The sequence below is a fragment of the Pseudoalteromonas sp. bablab_jr011 genome (assembly GCF_016464045.1).
GTDB classification, from domain to species: domain Bacteria; phylum Pseudomonadota; class Gammaproteobacteria; order Enterobacterales; family Alteromonadaceae; genus Pseudoalteromonas; species Pseudoalteromonas lipolytica.
Genome location: NZ_JACDWU010000125.1, coordinates 1 through 14,286 on the forward strand (window position 1 = coordinate 1; position 14,286 = coordinate 14,286).

Genomic DNA, 14,286 nt, shown 5'->3' on the forward strand with positions numbered 1-14,286 from the left:
AGAGTAGCGTTGCCATAGCAGTTTCGCTCGCGCGGAGAAAATTGCGATACTGAGAAAAAATCGATCGCAACCATCTTAAATGGTTTCAAACTAAGAACATACCCAAGACAATTTATTAAAAATTAGTTTTTACACAGTCTGGGCACAAAACAGCCCTTCAGCTCTAACGCATTTTTGTCCACAATTTAGTTGCAAAGAATATGGTAAAGATCTCAGCGTGGGTTGATTTGGATTTGATATTTTAATTAATAGAATATTTATTTTTAGTTACGCTTAATCTTTAATCTGTAACTTTATGCAACCTTATACTTCAATCTTATGCAAAGTTATACTTCACTTGCGCCGCTGTGGCTCAATAAAACCGAGTTTGGCTATGTCAACTTATACTTCAAACAACATGGGTTGTTGTTTGAAGTAAAAGATGACATAAATTGAAAGTATAAAGTGACATGGCTTTGTACTTAACTAATTAGTACCTAAATAAGTAGTACTCAACTCATTCACATGTACAGAAAAAATAAAACACCGCCTGTTAAATCCTCAAGTAAGTTATAAACAAAAAATAAATCTAGCTGTTTAGTTGAATCTGCTTTCGATGAGTATAAAAATCCCTCCTAATTCACCTTATGTGGAGTGGTTTATTAACTCTTTGATGCGGCATAAATAAGAAACAAGCTATCTTGGGTGAAACGAATAGCTCAGGTTTAATAATTACAGACAATAAGTATGGCCCATTTGGTGAGCCGATTAATACATGCTCTGAATCGTCCCCTTTGTTTGCTTCAACCTCAGTTGTTTATAGCTCTTAAACGCACGTTATTTTTTTAAAACGGTCACTTAAGATTATCGTTTTTATCCTCGATATTTAATTTTAATAACATACATAAGGTTATTTTAAGTTTAATAAATTACAGTTAAGTGCAAGCAAAGTAGTAAGCAAGAAAGTAGTAAAAAAAAAAAGTTAAAAGTAACTCATTTTATGTTTTAGAACATGAAAATAAGGATGAGTATACGCTAGGCTAATTCTGCACATTTATTACGCATAAAAAGAGCACTTATCTGAATGCGTTTTTTACAAAAGAGGCATTATGAATTTTAAAAATACAACAACTCATTACAATACAGTCTCTATTGCCTTGCACTGGCTAATGTTTATATTAATTGTCACTGTTTTTGGCAGTATTGAACTACGTGAGTTATTTGAAAAAGGCACTGAAACCCGTGATGCCTTTAAAATGTGGCATTTTATGTTGGGTTTATCGGTTTTAGTTTTAGTCTGTGTGAGGGTAATTGTGCGTTTGGCGAGTGGCTCGTTACCTGCTATTCAGCCTGAACCTGCAAAGTGGCAAAGCACCCTCGCTAAATGTGTACACGTTTTGCTGTATGTCTTTATGTTTACTATGCCGATAGCGGGTTGGTTAATATTGAGTATGGCAGGTAAACCTGTGCCATTTTTTGGTGTAGAGCTCCCCCCATTAGCAAGTGAAAACAAAGAGCTTGGTAAAACCATAAAAGAAATACACGAAACAGCAGGTGAGGTTGGGTATTACTTAATAGGCTTACATGCTACGGCTGCATTATTTCACCATTACGTTTTGGCAGATAACACTTTTAAACGTATGTTGTTTTCTAAAAAATAAACACATTACAAAAGCCAAAATGGTGGAGCTTTAAGGTCTGGTATCACAATTATCAAGGTCTGTTCATGCGTGTGAGCTTAATTTAACGACGCAATAAGTCGTTTAAGTCGGCCCGTTGGCTCGCTCTACATTGCCAACGTTTACAAATTATAGTTGGCCTTTTTAGTCACTTTATCGTTATTTTATTGCGAAACCGCTGTGCTTTAATTTGTTTTTAGCACGGCTAAATCAGCGATGCATAACAGCCAAGCCATAACAGCCAAGCTATGGCAACCAAGTTTTAAAGAGCGAAACTTATTTTATCAACACCTTGTTTTTGAGCCTTAAAACAGCCCTCTTAATTAAGAGAGCTGTTATGTACCTAAGGTCATTATTTTTCTAATACCTTAAACCCCCAAGCGGGCAAACTTAACATTGTGTCGTTGGTAAAGTTAACCGTTTTCCCCGATAGCGCCTCTTTATATTCACCGATAAATAATGGTTCTTTAAAGTTCACTGTTTGCGGTTCTTTGGATAGGTTAAATACTGCAAAGACTTTATCATCGCCTTTTGCGCGTACAAAGCTAAGAACGTGTTTTGGAGCCGTGTTTGGTACGTGTACCATACGCCCACCAAATTGGCCATTCCACAGCGCTTCGTTACGATGTTTGAGTGCAAATAGTGATTTATATAAATCACCGATTGGGTGGGGTTGCCACTTAATCGGATCGCGTTCAAAAAAGGCGAGTCGTTTATCGTTTCCTGCTTCTTGACCGTTATAAATCATTGGGAAACCTTCACCTACGACCGATAACGTAATGACCGCTTCAAGTGCGTCACCGTAGGTTTCAAACATAGTCCCTTCCCATGCATTCGAGTCGTGATTGGCAACCCCTACAAGCCTATAAGCCTCTACAGGGAATGCGCTTTCGTTCCAAGAATAGTAAACAAACAGAGCGCTGACATCGGCATGGCCATTAACTATTTTGTGCATGTGTTCTGACCATGACCACGCATAGGTCATATCAAAGGCTTCAGCGTGTAAATCACGAGATTCCCATTCTGCTAGCATTAATACGGGTTTTATTTCATCGAGTTCGCGACGTACATTATTCCAAAAATCAACGGGAACGAAACCGGCTACGTCACAACGATAGCCATCTACACCGACTTCTTTTACCCAGAACTTCATAGACTCTGTCATGTATTCACGCAGCGCAGGTTTTGAGTAATCGAAGTCGATTATGTCAGACCAATCCCACCAAGGCGTTGGTCTAAATTGTCCTTGGTAGTCACGCTCGTACCAATCAGGGTGCTCATAGCGCAGCCAGTTATCCCATGCACTGTGATTCGCCACCCAATCTAAAATAACGTACATGCCCATGTTATGCGCTTCACTTACAAAGGTTTTTAAGTCATCAAGGCTGCCCAGTTCAGGGTTTACTTTTCTGTAGTCTTTGACTGAATATGGGCTGCCGAGAGTGCCTTTACGGTTTTCTTCGCCAATTGGGTGTACGGGCATTAACCAGATTATGTCGACACCTAACTCTTTTAAACGAGGTAACTGCTTTTTAGCTGCGTTAAAGGTGCCTTCGGGCGTAAATTGACGGGTGTTTAGTTGATACATTACCGCATTTTTTGACCAGTCGGGGTGAGTGATCTTTACATAGGGCTTTGGCTCGTAAACATGGGATGTTGACGTGGTTTGCGTACAGGCAGTGAGCACACACAGTGTGAGTATTAGTAAACTTTTTTGCAGAAATGAATTCATGTGATTCCTTAAACACAGTTGAATAACAGCATGTGATTAAAATATATACTTCAAATCGCGGTGCAACAATAAAGTGCATACGTATTCACTTTTAATTTACATAATCGATTAAGTGATATACTTGCTGTGTATTCGTAGTTATTTTTTGATGTTTTCTGGAATGGTTAAGTTTATTTAGGGGTGCCTTTATCAATAAACAAAACGGCTAGTATCAATAAATAAAACGGCTAGCTAATATTAAGTACTGCTAGCCGTTATGTGATCTTGGGAAATCAAGCAGAGATGAAAAATGCAGATTTATTGGGATCCCAGCTGACGAGCTGTTTGATTTCAAGCTCTTTAATAATGGTTAATAATTCAAACTCGCTCAGGTAGCAATCTTGTTTGAGTTTTTCCAGTGAAATTTCTTTGTTACGGCTACGAAGTTTAGAGGCCAACATAATACGGTAAATTAATTTTGATTTACGGCTCATAACATTCTCCCTCCTTATTTTTTTATGCAATGACACTGCTTATTGAGAGTGTTTTACTGTTTTGGATTAAAGCATGGGTTGAATGACTATGGCTCATCATTTTTATCTCGTCAATTTATGTCTAAATGTTAATGCGTCAGTGGTAAAAAACGTTCAAAAACCTGTTTTATATTCGCAAAATAATGCATTGAAAAATAAGCTGTTATTTATCTAAAAACAGTAATAGGTAGGCTGCATATTTAATTGAATTAACTAATAATCTTAGTATCTCATTGTTTTAGTTTAATTTTTTACTAAAAGATTTGTTCAATGCGTTTTGTGTATTTAATGGCTATGTGTTTAGTGAATGGCATACAGAGTAAGCTAGCAAGCGTTTTAAAAGAGGCGGTTGCAACTATGTTATCGGGCACTTTTTAAGGCTGATAAAACGCTTTTTGTAATCGAACAAAAAGTTAAAGTTTATGTTTAGGTATTTATACATTACGGCGAGCACAGAGAGCGAAAGCCGATAAGTGCCGGTACTATGGTGACAACGGCCCTTGCAATCAGTTTTCTGTGTACTGTATTTACTGAGTTATGAGTTAAGCATACTCTTTTTAGGAGGGGTGTATACCCACTGTCTCATCAGCACTTTTTGGTTACCCAATAACAGCAACCCGAGCGCGAATTTCTCTGTTTTAGGCGTTATAAATGCGTATTCATCAGGGGGCGTTAAGCGATATAGCCTTTTCTCGTTTTCTATAACGTTGATTAATGGATAAAAAATAATGTGGCAAAAATTCAGCTAAACACTTTTAGTCCCTTTTATAGAATTTTATATTTTCAAAAAATTAAATATAAAGAATAAAATATCTTGATTTTAAAGTTTATTACGAATATTGTAGCCGCAATGTAACAATCAAGTTGTTACCGTTTGTTGTTCTAAAGAGCATTTATGTAGTTTGTAGTCACAAAATCTCTCACTTTATAAAAAACGATAGGGTTACAGTTTCATGAATAAAAAATTCTCTGCGTTAGCTATTTGTATTAAAAAAGCGCTCGTTCAATCACTTGTTTTAGGGGCTTCAGCATCGGTTTTCGCAGCCGATGAACAAGCTGATAAAAAGAAAGTCACCAAAGAAGACATTGAACAAATAGAAGTTCGTGGCTATGCGGCTTCCGTTGAAAAAAGTATCAATATGAAGCGCTTTTCAAATAGCGTAGTTGATGCTGTGTCTGCAGAAGACATCGGTAAGTTTCCAGATCAAACGGTCGCAGACGCACTTCAGCGTATTCCAGGTGTTCAGGTTGAAAAAGACTTGGGTGGCGAAAGCGACAGAGTAAGTATCCGTGGTACTGCACCTCATTTAAATATTACGTTGTTGAACGGGCAAAACGTGGCATCAGCGACAGCTTCAGCCTCAATTACGCGCCCATCACGAGGTTTTAACTATTCGTTATTACCTGCAGAGCTTGTTGATACGCTTGAAGTATATAAATCGGCTGAAGCTGACATTGACGAAGGCTCAATTGGTGGAACCGTTGTTGTTAAAACACGTAAGCCGTTGGATAGCGAGGCAAATTATGCCGCGTTATCAGTAAAGGCTTTCCATTTTGAAAATGCTGATGAAATAAAACCGTATTTATCGGGTTTATACTCGTGGAAAAATGAAGCACAAGACTTTGGCTTCAATGTGGGTTTTATTCACAAAGAAACAGCGACGCAACGTGACAGTAAAGAAGTACGTTTTGGCTACCGTAGTACTGATGCAAACCAAGACGGCAATGCTGAGTTTTATCCGGGTGCTGTGGGTTACAACCGTTATGCAAGTGACAGTGATTTAGACACCGCAACCGTGACGCTGCAATATGCTGCAAACGATAATCTGGATTTTGTATTTAACAATTTATATTCATCGTCGGAGCACAAGTCGTTTGGCACTTACTCCAGTGGTTTTATTTTACAAAACATCAGTAATGTAGAAAATCCTGTTATTGTTGATGGTACGTTAGTGGCGGGTGATTTACCGGCTCATAATAATTTAGGTTATTACGGTAATGCAGGTTACGAGGGCGAATTTAAGACTCAAGCGCATGATTTAAAAGTAACTTACAAAGCTGAAAATTACACCGTAACGGGGCAATTAGGTTACAGCAAAGCGGATGGTGAGGTCAGCGATGTGTATTCAGAATATTATGCTAATACAGGTGCCTCATTTACACTTGAAAATGGTACACCCGATGTCACTTTATCAGCGGACTTAAGTCCACAAGATTACCGCTTAGACTATAACCATAAAAACGATATTTTTAATGACTCAAAAGAAATTTATGGTCAATTAGACGTTGAATATTTACTTGATGGTGGTTTTTTTACCGCTATCAAAGCGGGTGTTAAGTACAGAGAGCACTCAAAAGCAGCCAGTTTAATGAAAGCTAATTACCCTAAAGTGTCAGCAGACGGTGAAACTTATCACTTGGGTATGTTTGCAAGCGACTCGGCCTCTGACTTTATGGGCGAGGGGGCAAATGCAATTTTATGGCAGTTTGATAACGCTAAGTACGCCGATTGGATTTCATCAACCACGCCGACTAGTGGCCCATACGAGCACTTAGATTACACCTTTGATTTAGAAGAGACCGTGACCGCTGGGTATGTAAAGGCTGTGTTCGATTACAATAAATGGCGCGGTAACATGGGTGTTCGAGCGGTGAAAACTGAGCTTGATTCGCGTTCAGTTGAGTACACAGGTCGCAGCTTTGCACCTGAAAATATTCAAGATGTCGAAAGCACAAATAGTTACGATGACTTTTTACCGAGTGTAAATATTAATTATGATTTAGCCGATGATGTTGTTGTGCGTTTTGCTGCGGCAAAAGTGATGTCTCGCCCTGATTATGACTTTTTATCTGCACGCAAAAGTGGTTACTGTGCAGCTGCCACAGGGTGTAAAGGCACCGAAGGGAATCCTTATTTAAAACCATATCGTGCGACTCAATATGACCTTTCGGCAGAGTGGTACTTTAATGAATCGTCAATTCTATCATTTGCTTACTTCTACAAAGATATCGACTCGTATATTACCAATGCGACTGTTGAAAAACAGTGGACATGGACAGACCCAGATACCGGTATTGAAGAAGTGCGTGATTTCTTAGTGACGCAGCCACAAAATGGTTTAGGTGGCGAAAATGCGGGCTTCGAAGTGAACTATACTCAAAAACTACCGTATGGTTTTGGTATTCAAACAAACTATACCTATTCTGATGCTGAGCTTGAGCAAACCGCTGAGCAAAAAGAAGCAGGTGAAGAAGCCGTATTACCAAATAACTCTGAAGATACGTTTAATGCCACGGTTTATTACGAAAACAGCGCATTCTCTGCACGTGTTTCATACACTTATCGCTCTGAGTACTTCTACACAAACTACTTAGGTTTAAACCAGTATAAAGATGGCTTTGGTCAATATGATTTGAACATGAGTTACAACGTGACAGAAAATCTTAATCTTATTTTCCAAGCGATTAACCTCACAAACGAAGAGCAAAAAGCGACGTCGGGTAACAGCACAGGTATGCCCGATAACAATCGTCCGTTGGCTATTCATGACTACGGTCGCCGTTTCTTACTGGGCGCACAAATGAAATTCTAATCAGATTGATTCGACGTTTACTCATTTAATTAAGGCACAGCATATTTATGCTGTGCCTTTTTAATAAGAGGTTAGCTATGCATTTTAAAAATTTACTTATCTTGTTGATGTTTTCTGGTTTGATTGGATGTAGCTTTTTGCCCAGTTCTGAGCCGAGTAGTGCTGAAAAGCAGATGCTTGGCAAAATTCACCAACAGGTCGTCGCGCGAGAATTTCGCGCAGCGTGGGTTGCGACAGTGGCCAATATAAATTGGCCCCTGGAGCCGGGGTTACCTGTTGCAGAGCAAAAAGAACACGCAATTAGAATACTGGATACGCTGCAACAACATAATTTTAATACGGTGATTTTTCAGGTGAGGCCCCAAGCTGATGCCCTTTATCAAAGTAGTTATGAGCCGTGGTCTTACTATTTAACGAAAGAGCAGGGAAAAGCCCCAGAGCCTTATTATGATCCCTTACAATTTTGGATAGAAAACGCGCATAAACGTGGCTTAAAGCTTCACGCATGGATCAATCCATATCGAGCACATCATCATGTAGGCGGGCCATTATCGTCGCAGTCGGTCGTGAATACCCAGCCTGATAAGGTGGTTAAATTAAAAAATGGTACTTTTTGGTTTTTGCCGACAGATAAAGATGTGGTCACTCATACATTAAATACATTAACAGAGCTGGTAACGCGCTATGATTTAGATGGCATTCATTATGATGATTACTTTTACCCGTATCCATCGTATAACGAAGGAGACGATTTTCCAGATGCTGAGCAATATCAGGCATATATTCAAGCAGGTGGGACGCTTAGTGTGCCAGACTGGCGACGCAATGCGGTGAACACATTTGTGCAGCGTCTTTACAGTACGGTGAAAGAAATTAAACCACATGTGTTAGTCGGGATCAGCCCATTCGGTATATACAGACCAACACAGCCTAGTACCATTCGTGGCATGGATCAGTACGAAACGCTTTTTGCAGATGCCAAGTTATGGCTAAACGAAGGGTGGTTAGATTACTTTTCACCTCAGCTTTATTGGCCAATAAACCAATACGCACAAAGCTACCCGCTCTTATTAAGCTGGTGGCAGTCACAAAACACGCAAGGTCGTCATTTATGGCCGGGTATTAATGCGCTGCGATCATTCGACGAAGCAGGTGTTAATGAAGTGGTTAATCAAATAATGATCAACCGTGGATTTTTGACTGCATCGCCAGGGACCGTTTTTTGGAATGTTGCCGCACTGGATGGTAGCCAATTAATGCGTGACGTCATTGCAGATGGCGTATTTCAGCATCAAGCTTTAATTCCTGAAACGCCTTGGATAGACATGCCCGCTCTATCACCGTTTAAACTTGAGTATCAACAACAGGCTGAATCTATAGTGTTACGCTGGCAACATACAACCCCCGAACACGTCGCGCACAGCTTAGTGTACACGCAATATGGTGATGATTGGCACTATCAAATTTACACGCCTGATGTTAATTGGCTTAAGGTCAATAAAACAAAAGAGGGGCAGTCGCTCAATGCTGTAAAAGTGATTGCGGTCGATAGGCTAGGAAATCAAAGCCCTGCCACAGAAATCGCCTTCAAGTAGAGTCTGTACGCTGTATCCCTTTATCTGTTACGCTTATGAAAATCAATAAAATAGGCATCAGAGTGAACGCAATTAAGGTATTTGCAGTATTGCTGCTGGGATGTATTTTTTCGACAAAAAATATGGCCGCAACTCAACATATAAATCTTGTTAAGCCAGTGGTTGCGGCATTTAAAGCGGGTGATAAAGACACCATCGCAGAGCGTGTTCATTATCCGCTAAAGCGTAAAGCCCCCTTAGAAGCTATTAAAAACAAGCACATGCTGATAGCGCGCTTTGATGAGGTTTTTGATAAAGCGTTCGTTGAAAAAATCACGACCTCCAATATTCGCCACGATTGGCAAATGATGGGCTGGCGAGGCATTATGTTTGACTCGGGTAAATTGTGGCTTGATTTTGATGGTTCAATTTGGGCTGTTCCCTATGAATCAGAAGCAGAAAAAACACGGCGTGAAGCGCTTATTGCAAAGCAAAAACAACGCCTGCATGAAAGTCTTCGCGAATTTACACAGCCGATACTAACTTGGAAGACAAAAAAGCATTTAATTCGTATTGATGAATTGGCAGAAAATCAATACCGCTATGCAGCATGGGACATCACGCAAACAATGGCGGATGAACCACGCATTGTGATAACAGGGGGCACGTTAAGCTTTGATGGCAGTGGCGGTAACCATTTTTATACGTTTATAAATAACGGCTACCGCTATGTGTGTCATGTTATTGTGCTAGGTACTGAGCAATCACCAGCGGGGCAATTAGAAGTATTTAAAAATGGTGCACAGGTTTTGTCTGAGCCTGCTTTGGATTTTTAGGTGTTTTTGCTTATTTTGCACTACGCTTACTCTTTTAAAGGAGTAAGTTATGAGTACAAAATTTTGGGTTTTAAGAGCCATTAGAGTTTTCACGCTGGTGGCTATTTTATTATTTATGGTAGAAATCCTTAAAGGTCACGACACACAAAGTGCATTAAGTTTTGCGTTACTTTGGTCATTTATTGCAACGGCAATTTTTATCGCAACCCGTTTATATCACTCATCAAAAGGGCGACATTGTGCATTGTGTAATGACACCCCAGATGATAAAAAAGCGAATTAACCTAGGCTGTTAACAAATACACCGCCCCATACCAGCGCACAAATCGTGAGAGCAATAAGTACAGCTGCTGACCCCAAGTCTTTAGCTAGGCCTGATAACGGATGAATTTCAAGGCCTATGCGGTCTATTGCAGCTTCAATTGCCGTATTGACCACTTCAGCAAACATCACAAATAACACAGAGATAAGCAGCATGATTTTCTCATACAGGGTAATTTGCCAGACAAAAACCACGGCTATGGCAAGGACTAACAGTATCAGCTCTTGTTTAAAAGCAGACTCATGCTTTGCTAACCACGTGAATGCACGTTGGGAATTTTTAAATGCTAGGCGAATACGTTTAATGCCTATAGGTTTGTTAGTGCTATCAAATTGCATCGTATGAAATCTCTATTTCGTTAGCTTTGTTTTGAGCAAGCATAAAAAATGTCTTGCTCAGGGTTATATTTAATACTTCCGACATGAGTTAAGCCAAGTAGGGTGTCAAATATGTTATCGTGCGAAAAAACATGGTTACGCTGTTGCTCAATACATTGGTTAAAGCGGCTATCGGCTAGTTTATTACTCCAAAATAGCATAGGCACTTGGGTTTGCTCTTTAGGCGCTAATGCGTATGGGAAGCCATGTAAGTACAAACCTTTTTCACCTAACGACTCACCATGATCAGAGACATATAACAGTGATTTATCATCCGCCTTACTGTCTTTAAGCAAGTTGATTAGTTTACTCAGCACTAAGTCGGTATAAGCAATGGTATTGTCATAGGTGTTTGTGAGTTGCTCGCTGCTACAATTTTGGATATCGCTACGTGGGCAGTCAGGCAAAAATTTAGTCTCTTTTTCTGGATAGCGGCGATAGTAGGTTGGCCCATGCGAGCCAATCATGTGTAGCACGACTAGTTGGTGCGTCGCATGACTCTTGGCAAGTGTTGCAGCTAACTCTTCAACGAGTACTTCATCAAAACAGTAATGGCCATCACACTGTGTATTTATTTTATTTGGTTCGATAGTCTTAGACTTAACGCGAACACAAACGCCTTTACAGCTGCTGTTATTGTCAATCCAAGTGACTTCAACACCACTTCGCTGGATTAGATCAAGCACATTTTCTTGGCTCTGCGCAAGCCGGGAATCGTATTCATTTCTATCTAAACGCGAGAACATACAAGGCACAGAAATGGCTGTTGCGGTGCCACATGAGCTGACATCGCTGAAGTATTTCACACCGAGTTTTGGTGTATATGGATTCGTTTTCTTGTCATAACCTTGCAGTGAAAAGTTAGCTGCTCTGGCTGTTTCGCCTACCACCATAATGGTGAGTGAGCTTTGCTGCTTAGCCAATAAATGCGGTGTTTTATCTAATACTTTAAATGGTAAAGGCGGGTAAAAATAATTATCGCGCAAGTACTTATAGCTTGCGGTGTAAAATGCAAAAGGAGTTATGTAACTTGTTAGCTGGCGGTTATTACGCCCTACAGAGGCATAATCTTTATAAAATGGCACAGCAATAACGGCTACAGCAATAAACGCTGTGACGTTGAGAAACGCAAAGCTTTTTAGGCGAACACGAAAGTTTCCGACAATTTTAAAGCGAGAAAACAAATAGGCTGGGAGCACCCCAAGCACACCAATAAAAGCGATGACTTGTACATTTAGGTATGAAAATGCCTCACCTGAATTTGTTTCTAAGACATTTTGCAACATGCTTTTATCAAAGATAACACCGTAATTCAAGGTTGCATAAAACAACAGCGACGAAACTACGATGCTTGTTAAAAGCACGGGTTTTACAAAGGTGATTAACGATAACCAACTCAATACCATTGCCGTCAGTGCTAATAAGAAAAAAGGTACGCTTGCTATAAATAACCAATTGATATGTTCAGGTTTGCTGGCAGCTTCAAGCATGTTAAATAAAAACAGGCCATTAAATGCTATAACCAAGTAAAACGACACCAGCCAGACAAATTGGCTGTAGCTAACGTGCCATTTTTTAGTAAGGAGTTGTTTAATTTGCATGCTCATAATCATTCCTCATCGCTACGGTTTATTTGGTAAGCGATACAACTGTTCGGTATAAGCTAAATTGCTAAATAAGACGTGAGCCAAGGCTTTTTTGGCAAGCTCAACGCTGCTATCTGCGTTATCGATGGCAACTTGGGTTTTACTAGCAGGGTCATAGCGCCAATAGCTCACTTTTTGGTTTGGCATCAGGATCACGGCTTCACCATTTTCTACGTAAGCAAAGTTGTCGTAGTACTGCATCATGGCGCGCTCTACGGGGTATTGTTTTGTTAAGTCGTAGCCGATCATTGGGGTCGCTTGTTCAACACCTAATAACGATAACAAGGTTACCGGTAAATCCATTTGGCTTACTAAGCGAGTATCACGCTTTGCTTTCATATCACTGTTTAAAATGACCGCAGGAATATGGAAAGATTTAAGCGGCACAGGCTCTGAGCCAAACACGCGCACATCATGATCAGCAACCACTAAAAATACCGTGTCTTGCCAGTAATCTTGTGTTTTGGCTTTTGCGATGAATTTACCTAGCGCGTAGTCAGCGTATTTAATTGCGAGATCGCGTTTGTAGTTTTGAGGGTCGTGGCCTTCAGGCAGCGTTACCTTACCTTCTGGAATATCAAAGGGATCGTGATTACTTGAAGTAAACACAAGGCTGAAAAAAGGTTTGCCCGCTTTATTTAGCTCGTTTAGTTCTTTATCAGCTTGATTGAATAAGTCTTCGTCGCTTACTCCCCAAGATGAGATAAACTCTGGGCTTTGTATGTCATTAATATCTACAATATCGCTAAAGCCATTGCCTAAGAAAAAGCTTTTCATGTTATCGAAGTGACTTTCTCCGCCATAAATAAATTGGGTGATATAACCTGTGCGTGCCAGTACATCGGCAAGTGAAAAGAAGTTATGCTGTGACTTTGATAGCTTTACTACTGAGCGAGAAGGTGAGGGAATAAAACCGGTTGTTACAGCTTCAATTCCTCGGACAGAACGTGTACCCGTTGCATATAAATTGTTAAATCCCCAACCTTCTTTATACAGCTTATCAAGGTGTGGTGTAACACCAATGCCACCTAACTCCCCGACAAAACGAGCACCTAAGCTCTCTTCTAAAATGATCACTAAGTTCTTTTTACTTTTATGGTTAAACGCTGTGTTAGCAGCAAGCGTTGGGATTGCCTCAATGGTGAACTGTGAGCGATATGATGCTTTTTTAACGGTGTCGATAATGTCACTGCGTGGCATGGTGCCATATAGACTACTGGCATTCTTTTCATTACCCATATTTTTTAAAGCAAACGCTACACTGTAGGGTGAGTTGAGCACCAGTGAATTAACCAGCGAGTCACCCGAAAAATACACTAATGCCGGATTTAGAGGTCGATGACTTACAGTACCTCTTGCGCTAATTAAACAAATTATTAAGGTGGTAACGAGTATTACCACTTGGCTAGCCTTTTTAGTGTTTTGTTGTTTACTAAATGCTGCATTTATAAAGCGATACGCAAACACACAACTTAGTGTTGCAATAATTAAGGTGCTTATCATAGCCAGCTGATGGCCATTTAACAGCATAGAGAATACTTCTTGAGGGTAATCTAGGTATTCGACAAACAAGCGATTTGGTCGCACATCGTATTGGTTAATAAATGCGGGTGTCGAAGCCTCAACAACCACGATTAAAGTTACGACTAGGCTGCTATAAAGAGTAAAAGCATGTTGAAATAAAGCGGTTTTACTGCGCAAAAACACGTTAGCAAGTAACATCAAAACGGCTAAAGCTGATAGGTAACCTAGGCTACTCAAATCGATTCTCAGGCCACCAATTAGCACAGCTATGCTATCACCATCAACAAGCCGTTGCTGCTGCCATAACAGTAAGCCAATTCTCGACAGCATAAAAACTGTCATTAATAATAAGGTAAAACGAAACAAAGGTTTCACGGCAAGATCATTATAAATTGAACTTATAGAATATGTAGTGATCAGATCAAGGCATAATAATCACCTTGGTCACGTAAAATATGAGCGCTACTTTTCTGAAACACTTTAATTCAATTACCGATCCTCGCATTGAACGC

Annotated in this window: 9 protein-coding genes and 1 pseudogene; 5 read left to right on the forward strand and 5 right to left on the reverse strand. The window is 40.0% G+C overall.

Going from position 1 to position 14,286, the window contains the following annotated elements; genetic code table 11:
* Window positions 1-1,076 precede the first annotated feature (1,076 nt).
* Window positions 1,077-1,640: pseudogene (locus JIG41_RS05310) on the forward strand (cytochrome b); the annotation flags it as partial.
* Between the two features lie 370 nt (window positions 1,641-2,010).
* On the opposite strand, the gene JIG41_RS05315 reads toward JIG41_RS05310, so the two are convergent.
* On the reverse strand, window positions 2,011-3,390 hold the full coding sequence (locus tag JIG41_RS05315; RefSeq protein WP_199524366.1) for an alpha-amylase family glycosyl hydrolase: 1,380 nt from the start codon (window positions 3,388-3,390) through the stop codon (window positions 2,011-2,013).
* 272 nt (window positions 3,391-3,662) lie between these two features.
* Complete coding sequence (locus JIG41_RS05320) at window positions 3,663-3,863, reverse strand: hypothetical protein (RefSeq protein ID WP_199524367.1); 201 nt, start codon at window positions 3,861-3,863, stop codon at window positions 3,663-3,665.
* A gap of 992 nt (window positions 3,864-4,855) precedes the next feature.
* On the opposite strand from JIG41_RS05320, the gene JIG41_RS05325 reads away from it, so the two are divergent.
* The 4 genes from JIG41_RS05325 (at window position 4,856) to JIG41_RS05340 (ending at window position 10,188) form a co-directional block, all read left to right on the forward strand.
* Window positions 4,856-7,495, forward strand: a complete 2,640-nt coding sequence (locus JIG41_RS05325; RefSeq protein ID WP_199524368.1) for a TonB-dependent receptor — start codon at window positions 4,856-4,858, stop codon at window positions 7,493-7,495.
* 77 nt (window positions 7,496-7,572) lie between these two features.
* Window positions 7,573-9,090: a glycoside hydrolase family 10 protein gene (locus JIG41_RS05330; protein WP_074988608.1), complete on the forward strand. Its 1,518-nt coding sequence runs from the start codon at window positions 7,573-7,575 to the stop codon at window positions 9,088-9,090.
* Between the two features lie 62 nt (window positions 9,091-9,152).
* On the forward strand, window positions 9,153-9,905 hold the full coding sequence (locus JIG41_RS05335; protein ID WP_199524369.1) for a hypothetical protein: 753 nt from the start codon (window positions 9,153-9,155) through the stop codon (window positions 9,903-9,905).
* 49 nt (window positions 9,906-9,954) lie between these two features.
* Window positions 9,955-10,188: a hypothetical protein gene (locus JIG41_RS05340; RefSeq protein ID WP_036969669.1), complete on the forward strand. Its 234-nt coding sequence runs from the start codon at window positions 9,955-9,957 to the stop codon at window positions 10,186-10,188.
* Here JIG41_RS05340 and JIG41_RS05345 read toward each other — a convergent pair.
* From JIG41_RS05345 to JIG41_RS05355, 3 genes are read right to left on the reverse strand one after another with little or no spacing between them, the layout of a single operon-like run.
* Complete coding sequence (locus JIG41_RS05345) at window positions 10,185-10,565, reverse strand: diacylglycerol kinase (protein WP_199524370.1); 381 nt, start codon at window positions 10,563-10,565, stop codon at window positions 10,185-10,187. The two genes, JIG41_RS05340 and JIG41_RS05345, sit on opposite strands and share 4 nt — an antisense overlap.
* A gap of 20 nt (window positions 10,566-10,585) precedes the next feature.
* Complete coding sequence (locus tag JIG41_RS05350; protein WP_249406612.1) at window positions 10,586-12,211, reverse strand: phosphoethanolamine transferase; 1,626 nt, start codon at window positions 12,209-12,211, stop codon at window positions 10,586-10,588.
* Between the two features lie 15 nt (window positions 12,212-12,226).
* Entirely contained in the window at window positions 12,227-14,104 is a 1,878-nt protein-coding gene (locus JIG41_RS05355; RefSeq protein ID WP_249406613.1) for an LTA synthase family protein, read from the reverse strand.
* Between the last annotated feature and the right edge of the window lie 182 nt (window positions 14,105-14,286).